Genomic DNA, 21,099 nt, shown 5'->3' with positions numbered 1-21,099 from the left:
GCTTTCCAAACCTGTTAACTAGGCAAGCTAATTAAATATTTGAAAGTACTGAAGTCATGCATAAAATCTAGTGCAAGATTATATCTTAAAATTCTAGCGCTGTCGTTATAAGCACTATTTGATTAGCTCATTATCGCGAACTATTTTGCATCAATGACTATATATCGAATTTATTGAGTAAATTTAATTAGGTTGTTGGATTAAATTTGTTGCAATTCTAATGGTAAGGTCAAAGTAAATGTTGCACCATGGCCAAGCTCACTGCGTACAAAAACACTTCCGCTATGCTTTTTAATAGTCACATCTACAAAATACAGGCCTAAACCTGTGCCCTCTGCTGCTTGATGTTCGCCCTCTGCTCGGCTAAAGCGCTTAAATAACTTAGCGATTCTTTCTGGCTCAATACCTAGCCCAGCATCAGCAATGCTTAATATCGCCTCGTTATTTTTTTTGCTCAACTCTACATATATCATTCCCTCTACTGGCGAATACTTGACTGCATTTAACAGAATATTCGTGACAGCCCGCTGCAACAAACCAAAATCACCTTTCAGCCAAAGATTATCTTCAGGCAGCAGTGCATTAAGTATTATTTTCTTAGAGTGCGCTACCGCGTATACATCGTCTAAAGCCTGTTGAACCAGGCTCACGAAATCTAAATCTTGAAATTTACTCACATCGGCCATTTCAGCTCTTGATGATTGCAGAAAGTTATCCGCCATGGTGAGAGATCGATTAAGCATATTGGTAATACGTGGTAAATGTTTGTGATTACCATCATCTTCATTTAACAACATAATCACAGCACCAAGTGGAGCGCGCAAATCATGCGAAATAAAAGCTAAAGTATCTCGCCTCACGCCATGTAAGTTTCGCAAATGCGTAGAAGCTAGCTTTACATTGGAGATACGTGAGTGCGTGGAGTCTTTATAATCTTCATACTCCAACTCTCTTCTATCCACACCCAACAAAGCTAAATCGTCATGGAGGTTTTTGAGTGCATGATCCAAATAAACTTGCGCAGATTCAAGCTTACGCCAACTCCATATAGGGTACGCAAGCAGTATCGCGATTAATGCGCTCGCTGGCGGTATCCAAATATTAAAGAGAGAAGGCATCGCAATAGCCACTACCATGACCATAAAATAATAAGCAATAATGGAAAGTAAGGATTTTAATGGGCTGAGTTTTGGCAAGAACAATAATGGGACCAAAGCCAACATCACGCTTAGTAAACAAGTTAGCCAAATTGGCGTATTAATAATTAATGCAGAGTCTCGCATTGCCGCAATAGCATTTGCATGAAACTCTACGCCTGGCATGGGTTGCATTTGCGCTGACACTGGCGTAGGTAACACATCTCCCATACCAACAGCGGTTGCACCAACCAACACAATTTTATCTTTAAAAAAATGAGCAGGAAACTCACCTGTGAGTACATTGATGTAAGAAATACGTTGAAAATGCCCAGGTGGACCTAAAAACTTAATTCTGCGTTCATCAAGTGAAATTAAGCTATCTGATTGAGTTAATGTTGTTTTTGTTAACACATCGGTAGGAAATAGATTGATATTGCTGGGCAGCTCTTTAGCTGCTTGCAGCACGGCCTGAGAGAAGTGCTGGAGACTAGCTGAACCCAGTCCCTCCCACAAATAAATACTACGGGCAATGCCATCAGCATCCAAAGGCACATGCACTCGCCCTAAAGCGGCGGCATGAAGAGCAAAGCTTTCCAAAGGCACGCTTTGCTTAATTGGCGAACCTTTGTATGGCTCTTCAAATAGCACAGGCAACACCACATTGTCAGCTTTCTCAATAGCTTGAGTGAGCGCCTGATCAGCTTTAGCATTACTCAATTCAGGTTCAGAAAAAATTATATCCAAACCAATGACACGCGCTTGTTCTTGCTTGAGTTTATTCACTAAATCAGCATGCACATTGCGAGACCAAGGCCATCTGCCTATACTTTTCAAGCTAGCCTCATCAATTGCAACAATCACAATATCAGCTGGCGCTGGCTTAAAAGTAAGATAACGGCCTAAGTCATAATGAAGAGTATCAAACCGAACTAATAAACCGCTGTAAGCCAGTACTGAAGCAATAAGCGCCAGTATTAAGGCTGTAAAAAAACGGTCACTTAGCTGTTTAAATTTAAATTGCACACTAATCGACAATATCTACACTAAAGATCTAAATTTAGACCGTTATGTTTAACGAGAAAATGTTCTTATATTTGAAAATTTTTGTGGCTTGCCCGCAGACAAGGTCGCAACTCGCCAGTAAAACATACCTGCACCAAACGACTGATTGATGGTGAGCTTGTTGTAAGAACTATGACGTTCATATAAATTATCAGTAAAGTTAACATCTCGAGCAACTTGTACGAGGTAGTTAGTCGCAGTTGGCACAGGAGTCCAGCTTAAATTAGTTGGTGCAAGCGGAATAACCGCGCCATCTAAGGGTTCTAGTAATTCCAACAACGGCTCTGGCGGAAGTGCTTTTACATGAAAAACATGGATTGCATCCATACTTTGCAAACCATTCTGATCTTGCGTTCTAAGCTTCAAATAATATTGACCATCAATTAAATCTGCAAAAATCAACTTTCCTGATTGAGTCATTTGCTCACTCAATATTTGCGTAAAGTCTTCATCTAAAGCCAGCTGCCCAATCCATGCAACAACACCTTGTTGGGCAAGAAAATTAAATTCAGCCGAGTTTAACTCAAATAATTTTGGCAACCTGCTTACATCTGGTGCACTAGGCAATTGAATCGGCGGCAAAGGTGCTTTGTCTTTTTCTGCCAGACTACCATAGCCCTTAGCTAGTAAAACCTCTTGGCCACTTGCACTAAATGCCACTCGGCCCTCTAGGGTTTCTTGCAAAGAAACATTCTCTTCAGCAGCCACTCTAAACTGCGTACCACGCACAGCCGCAACTGCCGACGGCGTTTGTATCTGTAATGTATTACCTAAAGTATGCTCTGGATTCGCAGAAACTTGAGTACGACCTTTGACCAACTTCAAATTCGTTACAAAGGTTTCTTTACCCACATATTGATAACTGTCTTGAATACTTAAATTGGAGTTCGACTGAATATCAATTTTAGAGCCATCTGCAAAAAGCAGTTTTGCAAGACTATTTTTACCTGTCGCTAAAGAATCTCCAGCCACAAACAAGTCATCTTTTTTCACTTGATGCGTATCGCCACCAACAATGCTGCTCGTATTGACGTCACCATAAACCAGCAAAACTTGTGCGTGAGTTGGTATTCTTCTCAGCATTTCAACAGGAATATTGATAATTTGTGCAGGTTGTAATTTCTTACTAAGCGGGTGATGGTTGTATGCTGATAGCGCAATAATATTGGCACGCTTATTTAAATACTTTTGATAAATACGTTCAAAAGAATCATTTTTAAGTACGCTATATGCCCAAACTTTCTCTTGGTTTCCCGCTGACACCCGTTCGGCACTGACCTCTTCTGCGTGGCTTATAACAGACACAAACAACAACGCAATGCTGAAAATAGAAAGAGAGTTTTTCATAGGTAACTACTCTGCTCTTTCTAAACGGTAACCTTGCTGATAAACGGAAGTGAGTTTCCACCCAAACTCTGGTGTTAATTTCAGCTTAGTACGTAAATGACTAACATGTACGTCAACCTTACGTGTTTCGATATCTGCGCTGGAACCCCATACCACCTGCATTAGATGCGCTCTAGATAAAAGCACGCCAACATTTTTCAAGAAGTACCAAGCTAAATCCAACTCCTTGTCCGTCAGTTTAATTTCTTCACCGTCCAATAATACCAAACGCTGCTTAGTGTCAATCTTCAAGCCACCTAAATCACAAATCGTTTCGTTCTTATATTCAGGTTGGGTTCTTCTTAGTAGCGCATTGACCCGCGCCATCACCAACTGGCGGCTGGCAGGTTTCACCATGTAATCATCAGCACCTGATTCAATCACACGAACTATGTCATCTTCCGAACTGCGACCCGTCAAGAAAATGATAGGGGGTAATTTATTGGATCTGAGTTTGATGCTCACCATGACATCTGGGCCTTCCATATCGGGTAGCGCCCAATCAAAAAGACAAAGGTCATATTGTGCATTAGGAAATTTACGAAGAAAATCTAAGCCAGTAACAAAGTGATCCACCTCAAAACCAGCTTCGTTAAACCATTCTAAAATTGTTTCTGCATAAGCTAAATCATCCTCTAAAAACGCAATTCTTGGTTTTTTGTTAGCTTCCACCATTATTCTTTACTCTCATTTTTATTGTCTGGTTTTAAATACCAAAATACATCCAAATGTTTGATATTTAATATTATTCTTATAAATTATCATTAATTTACACTCTTCACAATATACCCCTTTGAGCTACAAAACCCAACAACTACTCAGATTTCCTAAACAAATTCCTCAAAATTACTCACCATTAAACAAGTAACAGTCAAATCTGCAGTAGTGCCAGGATTGATGTTCCTAGCCTTTAAAGAGGCATCCCATGCCAATAAGTGTTTTTGTACTAACTTTGGATTTTCCGTTGCCCAATATAGAGATTGCATATCGACAGCCTCTTGCATGACTTCATTGGCTAACGCTTCACCGTATTTACGGATGACATGACTATCTAATTGCTTTGCTAGAAAGCCTAGATACAAGGCTGTGGTGGCCCAAGCTTGATTATTCCACTTTTGCATCGCCTTGTTGTAGTGTGGCAAACCAAACTCAAATACATCTGCAAAAGCGTTTGCATATTGCCATGCGATGCGATCTTTATATTGTGCTGAAGCCATCATCTCCAGCAAGCTCACACTTGAGGTTTCATGAACATCGTTCACACCAGATTTGCCTAGACCAGCTGGATTTGCCAACACAATCGCTTGCCCAGCTAAAGTTGCATCCTCAACAGACAACTGATTTAAAGTAGAGTCCAAACGCTGCTGCAAACTTTGGCTTTTGCCATTTATGGTCTGATCGGCGTGTAAAGCCGCATGAATCAATGGTGCACAAAGTAAAATGATGCCTAAATTGGTATTCATCCCTACGGCCATTTGCGTGGCTTTTATTGACTGAAATATCCGCTCACCTACACTTAAATTTTCTTGAGCTATCACCGTCGCTGAGGCGTCCGCACTCTTGATAAAGTCATGTATCGTCATGCCGTGACCATCGGCAAAAACGTGTACGTTTCCTGGCTTTAATGCTTCAAGCTCAGCCATACAAGCGCTTCGATAGGCTTGTGCTAATTTTGCTGAAGTCATCATTATTAAACTTTAACGTTAAACCTTTAATTTACACAAAAAATCATCTACTAATAATTGCGCAATATCAACATTGGAAACGCTCTGCAAACCCTTCCATGCGGGCACGCTATTGACTTCCAAGACATAATATTCCCCTGAGATTGACTGAATGATATCAACCCCACAATAATCAATATCGAGCGCTAAAGAGGCTTGTATAGCGAGTGCAGTCATCTCATGATTTTCATCCAGCTCAACCCCTTCGCAGCGACCACCTGCAGCAACGTTATTTACCCAAGTACTGCCTACACGCTTCATAGCGGCAACTACTTTTCCATGGATGACAAAGACGCGGTAATCATGCGGCGCATCGCCAGTTTCAATAAACTGCTGAAAATAATAAACACCATCTACGAACTGCTGCATGGGCACAGGTAAGGTTTCATCGGCTAATAACTGACGAACGCCTAAGCCTTGTGAACCAAACAAGGGTTTTAATACCAGAACTTGATTATTTTGTTTAGCGATTTGACGAAAACTTTCAACTTGCACTTTGGACTCGCTCACCCAAGTTGCGGGTGTAGCCACGCCATTTCTTTGCAATAAGAAGCTCGTCATCGCTTTATCTACGGTGCGTTCTATGGCTTTTACATCGTTATAGATGCTAACTTTGAGCATAGACAACATGTGTAAAACGTTTAAACGCGTAATTACTTGCTGCATGGTGCCACCAGAAACACCGCGGACAAAAACCGCGGGGGGTAGCGTATCGAAATTGGGGATTTGGATGCTAGGCTGGGCGCCATTTAAATCGATGACGCAGTCTTGTAAGGATACATAAACTGCTTCTATATCATGCTTGGCAAAAGCTTCTTTTAAACGCGCACCATGCCAGCCTGGGTCATCAGTAAAGATTGGAATTTTCAAAACAACTCACTACATAAAGACTAATCTCCGAATGATAGCGCAATTAAGTCTGCGTTTAATTGACCACCCTCAAAAACTTTGCCTGTTTGTAGATTCGTGACAGTCACTTTAGCGGGGCTAAATAACATGGCATCAATCTTATAAAAATCCATATTGTAAAATTTAAAGACTTGCGCGAAAGTTTTGCCATAATCTTTGGAAGAGCTACTAGGTAAATTTAAGGCAAGCTCTGCTGCCGCAGCATCATCACAACGCACCTGCAAGCTTACTTCACCACCAAATAAAATCGCATCATTAGTGCGGCCCATCGCAGTCATAAAATCTTTAGATACTGGCGGCAACACCGCCACACCTGAACCGCTGACAATATTTTCTAAAGGAAAATGAATGGTGTGCGCTTTGTGAAGTGCAACCTCTAAAACACGACCAACGATTTGCACAACGCCAGCAATACTGGTGGTTGGCGTGAGAATAATCGTCAGGCCTTCAGCTGAAACTTGCGTGTCACGAACAATTTTCTCTATGACTTCCATAGGCGGAATTTTGTCAGTTTCCAAGACAATGCAAGTGCTATCAGCAGCATCTTTATAGGCTAGCTCTTTAAATAAATCTTCACGCTGAGCTAATGCTCTTGCCGGGCCAGAACCTAATGAGAAGAATTTTTCATGGCTTAATGCCCAACCTGCATATTGACTTGCCAAACAGGCTAATACTGGCTGGTTTGATGTGACCGCAATCGCCTCAGTGAAACCCACAAAACGACTGTCTGCTTGCAAACTGACTTCACCTAAACCGCCCATACAAATTTCAGCAATCAAGCGGCCTGCTTCTGCACAACCTGCATGTTGAATCCCCGCATCGACAATCGTACATCCAGAGGCATGTTTAGAAACTCCAAGCTTTAAAACATCAGCATGATGAATTAAATTTTCTAGCAAAGGCAAACTTAATTGATTAACACTTAAATGCTTTGGCAATGCGTCAGAGTTTTGCATAACTTATCCTTTTTTTAACTTACGACTTTAATATCTGTTGAATGGACTCAACCCTTGCATCCACTATTACTTTCGCGCGGTTAGCATCTTCTGCATGTGCCAGCACAGTGCAAATTGGCTCGTTTGCCAACACAACCATTAGTTTATCTGGATGGACATTATTTATCTCATCGAAATAAGGGGTATCAACCGCCCAGTTTGGCCATTTAAATGAAGCAAGCAACGGAGTATCTTCTAACGCGTAAATAACAGCATGCGCTGTAGATTGCTTCACCACTTTTGAGTTGGCTAGCAGTGAAAACTCCTCGACATTTGTCATTTGAAACTCTGCACCCTTAAGACACGCTAGAATATGCAAATGCATTATATTGGAGTAAGCAATGCTTTTTGCATTAATGTCTTGATATAAATCGTCCGAATACAAGTCAACTGTTGCACTTAACCTAGGGTTTACTTCCAAGACATAAACAATTTCATCTTTGACTATCGCGTCGAGACTATTTAAACCGAGCAAACCGAATTGCCTGGTCAAGGTTTTAGCCGCATGAATCATTTGCTGCTTCACTTCAAAAGACAATTCAATATTACTCACAGCTCCACCATAACGAAATGGTAAGTTGGACGTGGGATTAAGCCGTAACTCATTAAAACCCACCCTCTTAATTTCAAGGCTGTTTGCAAGAAAAAGCAAAGAGATTGAACGGCCAATCATATATTGCTGAAAGTAATGATTGAAACCTAAAGTTTCACCATCATTAGCCACCTTAATATGCGTGCCACCACTACCACCTGTAAATTTTTGCAAATAGCGCTCAACTCTGCTATCAGGCTGGGGCAGCCTTTCACAGCTAGTAGGATGGGGAATGTTGTGCAGGCTTAACGTCGAAAAAAAACTAGACGCGGTTTTAATGGCTAATACCTGAGCCGCCGCATTACCAATCAAAGGAATAATATCTGCAATTTTCTGCAACAACATTGGTTGCGCTTCAAAACCGCTACCGTAAACGAAACCAAGATACTGACTAGCCTCTAGCGTACCAATCAGCCCTAACAGAGACTCCTCGTTGAAACCATTATTATCGCAGGTAACCACCATTGTCATTTTTGCCAGCGCCACAGTCTGCGCGTCAGCAAATGCGTCAATAGCATCAACAAGGTAGCCTGCTTTTGCCGCCGCGGCCACAAAAGGCCGCGCAGACATAGCGATTATAAGGATTGTGCTTTTAATATATCTCTAGCCAATTTAAATGCCGCCATAAACTCAAGGTATTTGGGTTTTTCAAAAGGCTCATCTGCAGTCAACATTTGTTTCAGCAATTTATGCTGTGTCACATACTTTAGCTGTCCAACTGCCATTGCGCCAATGCCATAAGCCTGCGTACCCTCAATCAATACGCCGTCGTCTCCAGCACCAACGCCTTGCACACCCGCAGGTGGAACTGCATTTACGTCGGCAACTATTTTTAACTGTTTAGCATGAGATAAGTTGTCAGCATTAATCACTTGAATACCAGCCGCTGCTGCACAAATAACAATATCAGTCGTTTCTAGAATGCTATTTTTAAGCTCAACTGTAGAGCCATCAACCACTTGCATATTGACATTATATTGGGCATTCCAAGCACTTGCTTTTGGCTCAACATCGGCTACGGATTGGTGTGCAACCATTCGCACATTAGCCCCCTGTAAAGCCGCAATAATTGAAACGCAGCCACCAACTGGCCCTGTTGAACCAAAAACACTAACGGTTTTTCCGTTTAAATCTTCCCCAAAATTCTTTTTAAGATGGAACTCCACTTTGGCTATCATCGCACCTGCTGTAGTAAAAGCGCCAGATGGATCAGCTAATACAGAGCAGGCAAATGGAGGAAGCATCGCCTTTTTACTTGCATCTAACATCTGCATGGCAAGGTCGACATCACGTCCGCCAATAAACAGCGCCTCTCGCTTAACGCCTGACAGACCCCGTGAAAAAATAGCATCTTGTGTCAAGCCTTTAACTTCGGATAAAGTGACATTCGTATATGACATGATTTTATCAAAGCCCGAGTCAAATGCCATATTAGTGTCAAATGGGCTAGCATTTTTTGCTGCAGTTATTAGATGTAAAATGCTGGATTTTTCCATATTAATTTCCTCAATTATTTTAAGTGATTGGTTTCCGCTATCAAACTAATTCACATAGGCTATTTTAATAATTTCAACAAAAAATGTCGAAAAGTTGGGTGTTGCTTTCAATATCATTCAACATTAATTATCCCCTAGCCGCACATAGTTAATTTAACAATTAAACAGGTTTTTATCTATCAATTCAATGCTACATTTTTAATTACTAATCACTTTAAATATTGTTTGTTGTGACTTCCGCACCATCATTACGCCCACTACATATCATCCATTTTAGCGAGTTATTTTTAAAAGTTAATTTAAGTTCCTGTAAACACGCTTCAGCCTGAATATCATTTTCAAATACTGCAAACCCAGTTGGCCCCCAAGAGCTTTGCCCAAAACAGGCGATACCCAAATACTCTAAATGTTTTAATACTTCAGCCACGTTAGGACTTGCATAGCGCCCACCCTGTGCTGGGGCGAAATAATCTCCAACGTGAGATTGTAAAGCCTGAATAGCCACACCAAAAGCGGTTAAGTCACGCTCTACCATGGCGGGCATTGCTTGCATTAAAACATGTCTGCATAAATGTGCAGCTAGATTTTCAGGAAACATAGGCAAGTGTTTAAAAGCTATTCGCTCCTCTTCACCATGGATACCAGACTGACTTTCATCTAATATCAACAAAACACGCCAATCTTCAGGGAAGCTATAACGAGCTAATAAAGGTGGTATCTTTAAATCAGCTTTTGTTGAACCTGCAATTTCGGCGCTTCGTCCACCATCAACTAACAACCCACCATAATCAAAAGCTGCAATACCAATACCAGACCTGCCACCTCGACCTGTTAGCTGGGCAATTTGAGCGGTCGTTAAATTAAGCTCATGGAGTAAATTAATCGCCGTACCAATCGCTAAGGCTAACTGTGTACCAGATCCTAAGCCCGCATGCTCTGGAATAATTTGAGCAATCTCAATTTCAACCGCGCGTGTTATATTAAAAAATTCAAGGAGTTGCTGGGCAATGGCTAATGCACGCGAGGACGACTTACCAGAGACTTGTAAAGTATCAGATAGTCTAGCTGTTAGAACTTGACTGGGGGAAGATAAGCTAAGACCAATACCGCCAAATTTTCGCCCTAATCCACCATGCAAGTCAAAAAACCCCATGTGTAATCGAGCCGTGCTCTTAACAGTAATTTCAGTAAAATTGACTAGGGACATAACTTTTTCATCAGTTCATTATTTTTGTTCGTTTAGATTTTAGTGTACGCTTTATGCACCATTAATACCTATGCATTCTAGCTGACAGTCATGCATTTTGGTGTTTAAAGGCGGACACCTATGAAACTTTTTAGCCCCAACCGCTTATTTTCAGGTGACAGAGCTTCGTTATTTAGGCAAAATGACACTTAAATAATAAATCAAACTTAACCTTCCCGTTCGAACATCTAAGGAACTATCATGTCAGTCCACGTTATTCCATTTGAAAACCTCAGAAATATAGACGTACCTTCAGTTGGCGGTAAAAACGCTTCACTAGGTGAGATGATTTCGCAGCTATCAGCAAAAGGCGTGCGCGTTCCAACCGGCTTTGCAACTACCGCAGACGCGTATCGTGAGTTTTTAGCGCAAAATGGTTTAGACGTTAAAATCAATGCAGCTCTTGATGCTTTAAATGTGGATGACACGCAAGCCCTTGCCATTTGCGGCAAACAAGTGCGTGATTGGATTATGGCGGCGCCATTTCCAGCCGCACTAGATAAAGCCATTGCAGAAAATTATGAGTTGCTTACAGCAAAGTCTGGCAATGGCGCTACTTTCGCCGTGCGTTCATCTGCCACTGCTGAAGATTTACCAGACGCTTCATTTGCAGGTCAGCAAGAGTCATTTTTAAACATTCAAGGTTTAGATAATATTCTGCACGCGATTAAAGAAGTATTTGCTTCTTTATACAACGACCGCGCAATTTCATACCGTGTTCATAAAGGCTTTGTTCATGCGGATGTGGCATTGTCTGCTGGCGTTCAACAAATGGTACGCAGTGATATTGGTTGTGCAGGTGTGATGTTCACGATTGATACAGAATCTGGTTTTAAAGATGTGGTGTTTATTACTTCATCATACGGTTTGGGCGAAACAGTTGTTCAAGGTGCGGTAAACCCTGATGAGTTCTACGTTCACAAACCAACTCTTGCACTAGGAAAACCATCTATTGTGCGCCGCACGATGGGTTCTAAACTCATCAAAATGGTATTTTCTGATGCAACTCGCGCAGGTAAAAGCACACACACAATTGAAGTGGACTCTGCTGACAGCGACCGTTATTCATTATCAAATGAAGATGTACTTGAATTAGCACGATACGCCATGACAATTGAAGCGCATTATGGTTGCCCAATGGATATTGAGTGGGGTAAAAATGGTGTTGATAACAAGCTATACATCTTGCAAGCACGCCCAGAAACTGTGAAATCACAAGAGTCATTAAACAATGTGACTGAAACTTTCAAATTAAAAAAACACAGCGAAAAACCTTTAGTCGTAGGTCGTGCTGTGACGCAAAAAGTTGGTGTTGGCCCAGTGCGTATTGTATTAGATCCAGCGGATATGCACTTAGTGCAGCCTGGTGATGTACTAGTTGCTGACATGACAGACCCGAACTGGGAACCTGTGATGAAGCGTGCTAGTGCACTGGTCACCAATCGTGGTGGTCGTACTTGCCATGCAGCAATTATCGCTCGCGAACTTGGTATTCCTGCGATTGTTGGTTCTGTTAACGCGACGGATGTATTACGTGAAGGCGAAATCGTTACGGTTTCTTGTGCTGAAGGTGAGTCTGGCTTTGTTTACCACGGTGCGATTGAGTTTGAAGTGAGTACTCAAGCGACCGCAACACTTCCACCAGCACCTTGCAAAATTATGATGAACGTTGGCAACCCAGACATGGCGTTTGGTTTTGCAAAAACGCCTAATGATGGTGTAGGTTTAGCGCGTTTAGAGTTCGTGATTAACAATATGGTTGGCATTCACCCGAAAGCCATTCTAAACGTTGATGCGATGCCTCAAGCGATACAGAAAACAATTAAAAACCGTGCACGTGGCTACGCTTCACCTAAGCAATTCTACATTGATAAAGTAGCTGAAGGTGTGGCTACTATTGCTGCGGCATTCTATCCAAAACCAGTGATTGTGCGTACGTCTGATTTCAAATCAAACGAGTACAAAAAGCTAGTAGGCGGTGAGATTTACGAGCCAGATGAAGAAAACCCAATGATTGGCTTCCGTGGCGCAGCGCGTTACATGGCAGAAGACTTTAAAGAGTGCTTTGCTATGGAATGTACAGCCATGAAAAAAGTACGCGATGAAATGGGTTTAACCAACGTAGAGTTGATGATTCCATTTGTGCGCACACTTGATGAAGCTAAAGCAGTCACTGAAATCATGGAGGCTAATGGTCTTAAACGCGGTCAAAATGGCTTGCGCTTAATTATGATGTGCGAAATCCCATCAAATGCAATATTAGCTGAGCAGTTCCTGCATTACTTTGATGGCTTCTCAATCGGCTCTAACGATCTTACTCAACTTACATTAGGTATGGACCGTGACTCAGGCATTTTGGCTGACGGCTTCGACGAGCGTAACGACGCTGTAAAAGAATTAATTAAAATGGCGATTCACACCTGCAATCGCTTAGGTAAATATGTAGGTATTTGCGGTCAAGGCCCATCCGACCACCCTGACTTTGCTGAGTGGTTAGTGGCTGAAGGCATACAATCAATGTCACTTAACCCAGACACTGTGGTCAGTACTTGGCAAAGACTAGCAAAGAAATAACAGGCTAAAATAAATAAGGTTGCTGTAATGCTAAAACGCACTGTATTTTTCATTTCAGATGGTACTGGCATTACAGCGGGCGCCTTGGGTAAATTATTGGAGCATTTTCCAGGCACCAACTTTACTCAAGTGCGCCTACCTTTCTCTGACACCTTAGATAAAATCAAACACGCGCAAGAGGACATTCTCAAGGCAGCTGAAGTAGATGGTGGCCGCCCTGTAGTAATTATGTCTTTAGGTAACATTGAGTTACGTAATGCCTTAAAGCAATCTAATGCTTATTTTATTGACTTATTTAACACGTTTATCGACCCACTAGGTTTAGAGTTAGATCAGCAACCGCTCACCGGCGCAGGTATTGCGCATAGTGTGATGGGGACCAAATATAATGACCGCATGGAAGCTGTTAACTTCACACTGAATCACGATGATGGCATGACTAACTCTGGTTTAGAAGAGGCGCAAGTTATTCTGATTGGCGTGTCACGTTGCGGCAAGACCCCTACCAGCGTTTATCTTGCGATGCAGTTTGGCATCAAAGCTGCCAATTACCCATTGATTCCAGAAGATTTTGAACGAGGGTCTTTGCCTGCCGTGCTGCATAAGCATTTAGATAAGATATTCGGCCTCACCATTAAGCCGGAACGCCTGCATGCGGTACGAAATGAGCGCAGATCTGGTAGCTTTTATGCGTCACTTGATAACTGTCGCAAAGAGATTACGACCGCAGAAAATTTGATGCGTGATGCCGGTATCACCTGGGCAGATTCAACCAGTCGTTCAGTTGAAGAGCTCTCCGCTATCATTATGGAAAAAACCCGTAAACACGTTTAAAAGAACTTAATAAACGACCAATAAAAAAGGCGCTATATGCGCCTTTTTTATTGGTCGTTCAAACTTGTAGCTATTTCAAACTTGGTTTTATCTTACCTAAAATCTCCGCAGACTCTGGCGTCACTTCACTGCTGTAAGCGTACACATTTTTACCACCTGGCAGAATCACATACTTATAAAAGTTCCATTGAGGTTCTTGGCCTGTTTTGGCAATTAACTGTTTATAAAACGGATTGGCATTTACACCAGTGACCGAGCTTTTAGTCATCATCGGAAATTTAACCGCATAAGTTAATTTACAGAAATCACCGATTTGCTTATCGTTACCTGGCTCTTGTCTAAAGTCATTAGATGGAAACCCAATCACCAACAAGCCCTTGCTTTTATATTGGCTATACAAGCCCTCAAGCGATTCAAACTGCGGTGTGAAGCCACATTTACTCGCCGTATTCACCACTAAAATAGGCTTATCTTGATAATCACACAGGTTGATTTTTTCGCCTTGCAAAGTTGTAAACTGATGATTATAAAGATCTAAACAAGCAGCATTAGCCATATGTGATGCTCCAAATAGTAGAACTGAAAGTAGAGTTTTTTTCATGTGAAATCGCCTATTAACATTTATGTCGAAGTTATGTTTTTAATTTAACAACCATATCTCAGACTAGGCAACGCTAATTTCGTTCTTGATTCAGATAAAACTTAACACCAACCCGATCAAGCTATACATTAGAATCAGTTTAATAATACTGACTTTAAACTTAAATAATGCCATAAAACCAACTATGGCTAAGGCTAAAGCCAGCCAATCCACCTGCATGGATTCCTGCATAGTTGGTTGATTATGCATAAAAACATGCATAGCAAAAAATAACGCCAAACTCAAAATCACCCCTACCACGGCCGCTGTAATAGCAGTAAGTGGTGCAGTAAACTTTAGATTATTTTGCGTACTTTCAATCAATGGCGCACCCAAAAAGATGAACAGAAATGATGGCAGAAACGTAAAAAACGTCACTACGCTAGCGGCTACAACACCCGATAGCAATAAGCTATCAACACCAAATATATGCTGCGTCCAACCACCTACAAAGCCGACAAACGCTACTACCATAATCAGCGGACCTGGTGTCGTTTCACCCAAGGCTAAGCCATCTATCATTTGTTTAGCCGCAAGCCAATGATAATGGTCAACTGCGCCTTGATACACATAGGGCAATACCGCATAAGCCCCGCCAAAGGTAAGTAAAGCCGCCTTGGTAAAGAACCAGCCCATTTGCGTGAGCGTCGCTTGCCAGCCATACACCGCCATTAACAAACCCATGGCGAATATCCATAATGTGACACCCACAGCGAAGACTTTAACTAAATGCCGTAAGTTGAATTTTGCATGTTCTGGGGTAGGTGTATGATCATCAATCACCGCTTTACCATAGCTTTTGTCAGAAGCCTGATGTCCGCCACCCGAAATAAAGGTAGCAGGTGAATATTTGCTACCTATATAGCCGATTAAAGCCGCCAACAATACAATTAATGGGAACGGTAGCCTGAATAAAACAATCGCTACAAAAGCGGCTAGAGAGATCAGCCATAACCATTTATTTTTTAAAGCACGGCTGCCGATTCTATAAGCCGCAAATAGCACAATCGCCACCACCGCAGGTTTAATGCCGTATAGCACGCCAGCAACCAAGGGCTGATTACCGTAGCGCAAGTAAATATAAGTAAGAGCAATTAAAATAAATAGCGAAGGCAATACAAACAAGCAACCCGCAATCAACCCACCCCAAGTGCGATGCATCAGCCAACCTATATAAGTGGCTAACTGCTGCGCTTCAGGCCCTGGGAATACCATGCAATAATTTAACGCATGCAGAAAGCGCTTTTCAGAAATCCAGCGCTTTTTCTCTACCAAATCATGATGCATGATAGAAATTTGCCCCGCTGGTCCACCAAAGCTAATAAAACCGAGTTTTAACCAATACCAAAAAGCCTCTTTAAGCGTTGGTGGGACTGGCGCTTCTTCATTAGGTGATGGTTGATTATTGTTATTGCTACTCACGTAGGACCTCAGTATTTTGTAGACTAGAATTGAAGAAATACACGTTTCAGAAAAATGTCTGAACAGGTATCATCTGATTTTATCTTGATTACACGAATCTCAACACGTTTTTTCAACACATGCTCTCATCAAATTTTAAGGTCGCTTATGCTCAGTAATTTAAAAAGTTTATTAAAGTATGTCGCTTGGGTCGTGATTATTCCGATAATTTTGTTTGCACTTTACACTTGGGCGAGCATCAACTGGGTTTACTCTTCAGGTGAGCGCGCTGGCTACGTACAAAAATTCTCGCTAAAAGGTTATGTATGTAAAACTTGGGAAGGCGAAATCGTTCTGGTCTCCATGCCTGGCACTCAAGCTGAGAAGTTTTTGTTTACCGTTAAAGATGATGCAACCGCAAAAATGGTGAATGACTCCTTAGGAAAACGAGTGAAACTTAGCTACGAAGAGCACAAAGGCATTCCAAGTGCATGCTTTGGCGAAACATCATACTTTGTTAAAAACATTAGTGTTTTAGAGAAATAACTTTTGCTAAAAAAACCAGTTTCAGACGAAAAAAATTATATTACACCTGAAGGCCACGCGGCGATTGAGGCTGAATTTACCGAACTACTCAAAGTTGAAAGACCAGCACTAGTTAAAGTCGTTTCATGGGCGGCAGGTAACGGCGACAGAAGTGAAAATGGCGATTATATCTACGGCAAAAGACGCTTGCGACAAATTGACAGCCGTTTACGCTTTTTAATGCAACGCATGGATTTAGCGGTCATTGTAGACCCTGCTGCGCAGCAAGGCTTAGAGAAGGTGTTCTTCGGCGCATGGGTGACCTTATTATCGCTTAAAGACGACACTGAACACACTTACCGTATCGTTGGTAAAGATGAATTACAGCCTTCACTAGGTTACATTAGCTGGATCTCGCCACTGGCGCGCGCCCTGCTTGGCAAACAAATTGGTGATGTCGTGAAAGTTAGCGTACCTGCTGGTGAAGAAGAGTACGAAATCATCGACGTTCAGTACAATCCACCAAGCTAAAGCTCCGCTAAATGAGTCAAAACAATGAGTCATCACGTAGCTAAACGCTGGGATATTTTTTGCCGTATTGTCGATAATTTTGGCGATATTGGTATTTGTTGGCGCCTTAGCCAGCAATTAGCACATGAACACAACTTGCAGGTCAGGCTCTTTATTGATGATTTGGTAATCGCCAGTCATATAATCCCCACCTTAAATTGTGAACTCAAATCACAAGTAATCAATCAAGTAGAAATCTTTACTTGGCAAAGCGCCAAGACAGTTCAACCTGCTGATGTTGCCCTAGAAACATTCAGTTGTGAGCTACCCGCTGACTATCTAGCCGCAATGCAAGGTAACACCGTATGGGTGAATTTAGAATATTTATCTGCTGAGTCTTGGGTGGCGGAGTTTCATGCCAGAAGCTCGAACAATACCAAGCCTGCAAGGCATTTTTTCTTCCCAGGTTTTACTGAAGCTACTGGCGGTTTGATTCGCGAAACTGACATTTTTCAAAAAAGTCAGTTAAATACAAATAAACAACAGGAAACTGATGCTTTAAAAGTATCCCTATTCTGCTACCCACATGCACCTATAGCAGACTTGCTCAACGCCATGGCAGAATCAAATCTACATATTGATTGTTACGTACCGACAAGTAGCATTTTGCCTCACATTGCGGCTTTCTTTAATTTAAACGTCATTGAAATTGGTTCTAAGCTCAGCAAAAAAAATCTAAATATACATATTGTGCCCTTTCTAAGCCAGACTGATTACGATCAGCTACTTGCAAGCTGTGACATCAATTTTGTTCGTGGTGAAGATAGCTGGGTACGTGCTATTTGGGCTGGCAAACCTTTTATCTGGCAGCCTTACTTACAAACAGAAAACACTCACGTAACTAAGCTGAATGCTTTCTTAGATCTGTTTTATGCTGACTGCTGCGTACATGCCAAAGCGGCTATCTACAAGATCCATTCAGCTTGGGTCACAGGCAATATAACAAGCGATATATGGCAAAATTATTTAAATACACTTCATGTAATAAAACCATATACGCTCAACAAAGCAAGCCAATTAGCGACACAGACCGACCTCGCCTCTAAGTTGGTGATTTTTTTGCAAAAATTGTGAGTTAAGGTATAATTCGCGGCTTTATTATTTAACCTATTTCAATCAGTAAGGCAATCTCATGAAAACAGCTCAAGAACTCCGCGCCGGTAACGTTATTATGGTCGGCAATGACCCATTAGTAGTGATTAAAGCCGAATATACAAAATCTGGCCGCAGCACTGCTGTGGTAAAAATGAAATTTAAAAACTTGTTAACTGATACACCGAGCGAAACTATCTACGGTGCTGGTGACAAATTTGAAGTGGTTATACTTGAGAAGAAAGAAGCCACTTACTCTTACTTTGCTGACCCTAGCTATGTATTCATGGACGCGGACTACAACCAATATGATGTAGATGCAGAGTTTATGGCAGATGCGCTTCCTTACCTTGAAGATGGCATGGCTGTTGATATTCGCTTTTACAATGAGAAACCAATTTCAGTAGAATTACCAACAACAGTAGTACGTGAAATCACTTACACGGAGCCAGCAGTTAAAGGCGATACATCAGGTAAAGTAATGAAACCAGCGAAAATTGCATCTGGCTTTGAGTTTCCAGTACCGTTATTTTGCGCACAAGGCGATAAAATTGAAATCGATACACGCACTGGTGAATACAGAAACCGCGTATTGAAATAAGGCATCAATAATTTTCTTAGCAAAATTGCAAAAGAAAAAATTTACAATTAGGGAGCAAACCAGCTCCCTTTTTTTATGTCCAAAAGAGCATATTCACGTTAATATACCGAGACACTTAAAAGTAAATCTAATAAAAATAATAATTGGAGAATGTAATGAACGACAAACAAATGGTCGCTTTACAGGCCGCAAAGTACGTTAAAAGCGGCATGCTTGTTGGTTTAGGCACTGGCTCTACAGCCAATTATTTCATAGAAGAACTCGCACGACTACAGCGTGAAGAAGGTCTGAAAATCACAACGGTCGCCAGTTCAACCATCAGCGCTATCACCGCACAGTCACTAAACCTACCTATCGTCGCCTTAGAACATATTAGTAGTATTGATTTATATGTAGATGGCGCCGATGAAATTACGCCTGACATGACTTTGTTAAAAGGTCGAGGTAGTGACTTGGTTAAAGAAAAATTACTCGCTAAAGCTGCCGCAAAATTCATCGCTGTCGCTGATGAAAGCAAACTGGTGAATCAGATTGGGCAGAATTTTGTGATTCCAATTGAAGTCATTCCATTTGCATGGCAACTCACAAAAAAAAGCCTAGAGGCCGTCGGCGCACAAGGTAACTTACGACCCAATGCTGCAAAAGATGGTTTTTGGGTGACCTCTCACGGCAGCTATGTGCTCGACATGACCTTTGATCAATCACTTGATGCCAAAACGTTGAATGATTTAATCAGCAATACACCTGGTGTAGTTGAACATGGTATTTTTTACGGCTTAACAGATGCTGTATTTATTGCAGCGAATGGCCTTGTAAGCGAGCGTTGGATTTAATTTACGCGATGCGTATGGTCAGTAAAACAAGTGCTATTCAACTTAGCCATTTGATGCGTTTATCTTTTTTCGTGATGATTGGTTTGTTGGTAGCGGCTTGCGACTCATCTAACAATCAGTCGAAACTAGCAAACAAGCTCAACAAACATGTCGCACTGAATAGCCATGAGCTAGTTTTTGTCACACATAATGGACCTGCCACTTATTATCTTAATGGTGATAACGAATATGCTGGCATTGAATATGACTTAGCAACTTTGTTTGTAAAAAAGTATGCGCCTGAGTATCAAATTAAATTTTTATTGGTTAACAGCATTAGCGAGGTCATTCCTACGCTACTTAAAGGTCAGGCTAATATTGCTGCCGCAAACCTATCTGTGACGCATCTTAGAAAAGAACTTGTCCAATTTTCCAAACCCTATCAAGAAACACAGCAACAGCTCATTTACGACAACGAAACGAATGATAAGCCTCGAAATTTAGCCGCAGTTGTCGACAAAACCATTGCAGTGCCAGCAGGTACAAGTTTTGCAGAACGTCTGAGCGAGATTCAAAAAGATCAACCTAAATTAAGATGGCAAGCTTTACGCCAAACCAACTCTGAGCTACTGTTAGACCAAGTAGCAAGTGGCATTTTAGACTTCACAATAGCAGACAGCCATTTAGTTGCCATGATGCAAAACTACTATCCGAATTTATCCGTGGGCATGGCTTTAGGCAAGCCAGAAAATATAGCTTGGGCTTTGCCAAAAAACGCTGACCCGCAACTTGTTAAAAAAGTAAATAAATTCTTTGAGCAGATTCGTAAAGATGGCACATTACGTAACTTACTAGACCGTTATTACGGCAGTAGTAACCGATTGAATACACAAGATATTACAGCGTTCCTTAAGCTATCAAATAGCCTGCTGCCTAAATACCAGCACCTATTTAAGCAGGCCCAAGAAACCACTGGGATTGATTGGCGTTTACTAGCCGCGGTGAGTTATCGTGAATCTCACTGGAATACATTTAATACGTCACCAACTGGTGTGCGCGGTTTAATGATGCTCACTGAAAGTACCGCTGACTTAATGGGGGTGACCGATAGGCTTGATCCGAAACAAAGTGTGCCTGCAGGTGCCAAGTATATTGTGAAGATGATAGAAACAGTACCAGATCGCATTCCAGAACCTGATCGCACCTACATGGCGCTAGCAGCCTACAACATTGGCTACGCACATGTTGAAGATGCTAGAGTACTAGCCAAACGTTTGAATTTAAACCCAGACCGTTGGGCGGATATTAAAAAAACACTGGTCATGTTAAACGACCCTGAATACTACACGACGCTAAAATACGGCTACGCCAGCGGTGGCGCACCCGTGATTTTTGTTGAATCTATCCGTAGCTATCAACGTATTTTAGAGCGCTACCAACCTAGCCATACACCGAGTAATAATGCGTTTAAAATTGCGCAGGCCTATTAAACGGTTTAGTA

Annotated in this window: 19 protein-coding genes; 8 read left to right on the top strand and 11 right to left on the bottom strand. The window is 41.7% G+C overall.

Annotation, left to right across the window (positions count from 1 at the left end; genetic code table 11):
• Positions 1-200 precede the first annotated feature (200 nt).
• The 9 genes from PSU78_RS12925 to PSU78_RS12885 all read right to left on the bottom strand — a co-directional run bounded on the left by PSU78_RS12925 (position 201) and on the right by PSU78_RS12885 (position 10,510).
• A complete protein-coding gene (locus PSU78_RS12925) occupies positions 201-2,162 on the bottom strand; it encodes a CHASE2 and HATPase_c domain-containing protein (RefSeq protein WP_300388660.1) in 1,962 nt (653 codons plus the stop codon).
• A 48-nt stretch (positions 2,163-2,210) separates the two neighbouring features.
• Entirely contained in the window at positions 2,211-3,548 is a 1,338-nt protein-coding gene (locus PSU78_RS12920) for a FecR domain-containing protein (RefSeq protein ID WP_300388658.1), read from the bottom strand.
• 6 nt (positions 3,549-3,554) lie between these two features.
• Positions 3,555-4,262: a response regulator transcription factor gene (locus PSU78_RS12915; RefSeq protein ID WP_300388656.1), complete on the bottom strand. Its 708-nt coding sequence runs from the start codon at positions 4,260-4,262 to the stop codon at positions 3,555-3,557.
• A gap of 152 nt (positions 4,263-4,414) precedes the next feature.
• The gene (locus PSU78_RS12910; protein ID WP_300388655.1) at positions 4,415-5,275 is read right to left on the bottom strand and encodes a triphosphoribosyl-dephospho-CoA synthase; all 861 of its coding nucleotides are present in this window, start codon (positions 5,273-5,275) and stop codon (positions 4,415-4,417) included.
• Between the two features lie 15 nt (positions 5,276-5,290).
• Positions 5,291-6,181: a RimK family alpha-L-glutamate ligase gene (locus PSU78_RS12905; RefSeq protein WP_300388653.1), complete on the bottom strand. Its 891-nt coding sequence runs from the start codon at positions 6,179-6,181 to the stop codon at positions 5,291-5,293.
• Between the two features lie 20 nt (positions 6,182-6,201).
• Positions 6,202-7,176, bottom strand: coding sequence for a methenyltetrahydromethanopterin cyclohydrolase (mch, locus tag PSU78_RS12900; RefSeq protein ID WP_300388651.1), 975 nt, complete (start codon positions 7,174-7,176; stop codon positions 6,202-6,204).
• Positions 7,177-7,195: 19 nt separating this feature from the next.
• Complete coding sequence (locus tag PSU78_RS12895; protein WP_300388649.1) at positions 7,196-8,377, bottom strand: ATP-grasp domain-containing protein; 1,182 nt, start codon at positions 8,375-8,377, stop codon at positions 7,196-7,198.
• 5 nt (positions 8,378-8,382) lie between these two features.
• Positions 8,383-9,303, bottom strand: coding sequence for an NAD(P)-dependent methylenetetrahydromethanopterin dehydrogenase (locus tag PSU78_RS12890; protein ID WP_300388647.1), 921 nt, complete (start codon positions 9,301-9,303; stop codon positions 8,383-8,385).
• 214 nt (positions 9,304-9,517) lie between these two features.
• On the bottom strand, positions 9,518-10,510 hold the full coding sequence (locus PSU78_RS12885; RefSeq protein WP_300388645.1) for a beta-ribofuranosylaminobenzene 5'-phosphate synthase family protein: 993 nt from the start codon (positions 10,508-10,510) through the stop codon (positions 9,518-9,520).
• A gap of 240 nt (positions 10,511-10,750) precedes the next feature.
• Between PSU78_RS12885 and ppsA the strand changes: the two genes are divergently transcribed.
• The gene (gene ppsA / locus PSU78_RS12880) at positions 10,751-13,123 is read left to right on the top strand and encodes a phosphoenolpyruvate synthase (protein WP_300388643.1); all 2,373 of its coding nucleotides are present in this window, start codon (positions 10,751-10,753) and stop codon (positions 13,121-13,123) included.
• Between the two features lie 27 nt (positions 13,124-13,150).
• Positions 13,151-13,957: a pyruvate, water dikinase regulatory protein gene (locus tag PSU78_RS12875; protein WP_300388641.1), complete on the top strand. Its 807-nt coding sequence runs from the start codon at positions 13,151-13,153 to the stop codon at positions 13,955-13,957.
• A 70-nt stretch (positions 13,958-14,027) separates the two neighbouring features.
• Here the strand turns inward: PSU78_RS12875 and PSU78_RS12870 are convergent, their stop codons facing one another.
• Positions 14,028-14,558 carry a glutathione peroxidase gene (locus PSU78_RS12870; RefSeq protein WP_300388640.1) on the bottom strand — a complete coding sequence of 177 codons (531 nt, stop codon included), beginning with the start codon at positions 14,556-14,558 and terminating at the stop codon, positions 14,028-14,030.
• A 90-nt stretch (positions 14,559-14,648) separates the two neighbouring features.
• A complete protein-coding gene (gene chrA, locus PSU78_RS12865) occupies positions 14,649-16,019 on the bottom strand; it encodes a chromate efflux transporter (RefSeq protein ID WP_300388638.1) in 1,371 nt (456 codons plus the stop codon).
• Positions 16,020-16,166: 147 nt separating this feature from the next.
• On the opposite strand from chrA, the gene PSU78_RS12860 reads away from it, so the two are divergent.
• From PSU78_RS12860 to mltF, 6 genes are all read left to right on the top strand, one after another.
• Positions 16,167-16,544 (top strand): hypothetical protein, encoded by a 378-nt coding sequence (locus tag PSU78_RS12860; RefSeq protein ID WP_300388636.1) that lies wholly within the window; start codon positions 16,167-16,169, stop codon positions 16,542-16,544.
• Between the two features lie 3 nt (positions 16,545-16,547).
• Positions 16,548-17,054 (top strand): transcription elongation factor GreB, encoded by a 507-nt coding sequence (gene greB / locus PSU78_RS12855; protein WP_300388634.1) that lies wholly within the window; start codon positions 16,548-16,550, stop codon positions 17,052-17,054.
• Positions 17,055-17,078: 24 nt separating this feature from the next.
• Positions 17,079-18,167, top strand: a complete 1,089-nt coding sequence (gene earP / locus PSU78_RS12850) for an elongation factor P maturation arginine rhamnosyltransferase EarP (RefSeq protein ID WP_300388632.1) — start codon at positions 17,079-17,081, stop codon at positions 18,165-18,167.
• 58 nt (positions 18,168-18,225) lie between these two features.
• Positions 18,226-18,786, top strand: a complete 561-nt coding sequence (efp, locus tag PSU78_RS12845; protein WP_300388630.1) for an elongation factor P — start codon at positions 18,226-18,228, stop codon at positions 18,784-18,786.
• A 155-nt stretch (positions 18,787-18,941) separates the two neighbouring features.
• Positions 18,942-19,619, top strand: coding sequence for a ribose-5-phosphate isomerase RpiA (rpiA, locus tag PSU78_RS12840; RefSeq protein ID WP_300388628.1), 678 nt, complete (start codon positions 18,942-18,944; stop codon positions 19,617-19,619).
• Positions 19,610-21,088, top strand: a complete 1,479-nt coding sequence (mltF, locus tag PSU78_RS12835; RefSeq protein ID WP_300388626.1) for a membrane-bound lytic murein transglycosylase MltF — start codon at positions 19,610-19,612, stop codon at positions 21,086-21,088. The genes rpiA and mltF overlap by 10 nt, the downstream gene beginning before the upstream one ends.
• Positions 21,089-21,099 lie beyond the last annotated feature (11 nt).

Origin of the sequence: Methylotenera sp., assembly GCF_029945705.1 — a bacterium.
GTDB lineage: Bacteria > Pseudomonadota > Gammaproteobacteria > Burkholderiales > Methylophilaceae > Methylotenera.
The sequence above is the reverse complement of the archived record's forward strand: the minus strand, read 5'-3'. Positions and strand labels throughout refer to the sequence as shown.

Bases quoted from the DNA above. Each gene is read 5' to 3' on its own strand.
- efp (WP_300388630.1), top strand. From the start codon at position 18,226: ATGAAAACAGCTCAAGAACTCCGCGCCGGTAACGTTATTATGGTCGGC.
- PSU78_RS12890 (WP_300388647.1), bottom strand. From the start codon at position 9,303: ATGGAAAAATCCAGCATTTTACATCTAATAACTGCAGCAAAAAATGCT.
- PSU78_RS12875 (WP_300388641.1), top strand. From the start codon at position 13,151: ATGCTAAAACGCACTGTATTTTTCATTTCAGATGGTACTGGCATTACA.
- mch (WP_300388651.1), bottom strand. From the start codon at position 7,176: ATGCAAAACTCTGACGCATTGCCAAAGCATTTAAGTGTTAATCAATTA.
- PSU78_RS12910 (WP_300388655.1), bottom strand. From the start codon at position 5,275: ATGATGACTTCAGCAAAATTAGCACAAGCCTATCGAAGCGCTTGTATG.
- PSU78_RS12885 (WP_300388645.1), bottom strand. From the start codon at position 10,510: ATGTCCCTAGTCAATTTTACTGAAATTACTGTTAAGAGCACGGCTCGA.
- earP (WP_300388632.1), top strand. From the start codon at position 17,079: ATGAGTCATCACGTAGCTAAACGCTGGGATATTTTTTGCCGTATTGTC.
- ppsA (WP_300388643.1), top strand. From the start codon at position 10,751: ATGTCAGTCCACGTTATTCCATTTGAAAACCTCAGAAATATAGACGTA.
- PSU78_RS12860 (WP_300388636.1), top strand. From the start codon at position 16,167: ATGCTCAGTAATTTAAAAAGTTTATTAAAGTATGTCGCTTGGGTCGTG.
- PSU78_RS12895 (WP_300388649.1), bottom strand. From the start codon at position 8,377: ATGTCTGCGCGGCCTTTTGTGGCCGCGGCGGCAAAAGCAGGCTACCTT.
- PSU78_RS12915 (WP_300388656.1), bottom strand. From the start codon at position 4,262: ATGGTGGAAGCTAACAAAAAACCAAGAATTGCGTTTTTAGAGGATGAT.
- PSU78_RS12920 (WP_300388658.1), bottom strand. From the start codon at position 3,548: ATGAAAAACTCTCTTTCTATTTTCAGCATTGCGTTGTTGTTTGTGTCT.
- rpiA (WP_300388628.1), top strand. From the start codon at position 18,942: ATGAACGACAAACAAATGGTCGCTTTACAGGCCGCAAAGTACGTTAAA.
- PSU78_RS12870 (WP_300388640.1), bottom strand. From the start codon at position 14,558: ATGAAAAAAACTCTACTTTCAGTTCTACTATTTGGAGCATCACATATG.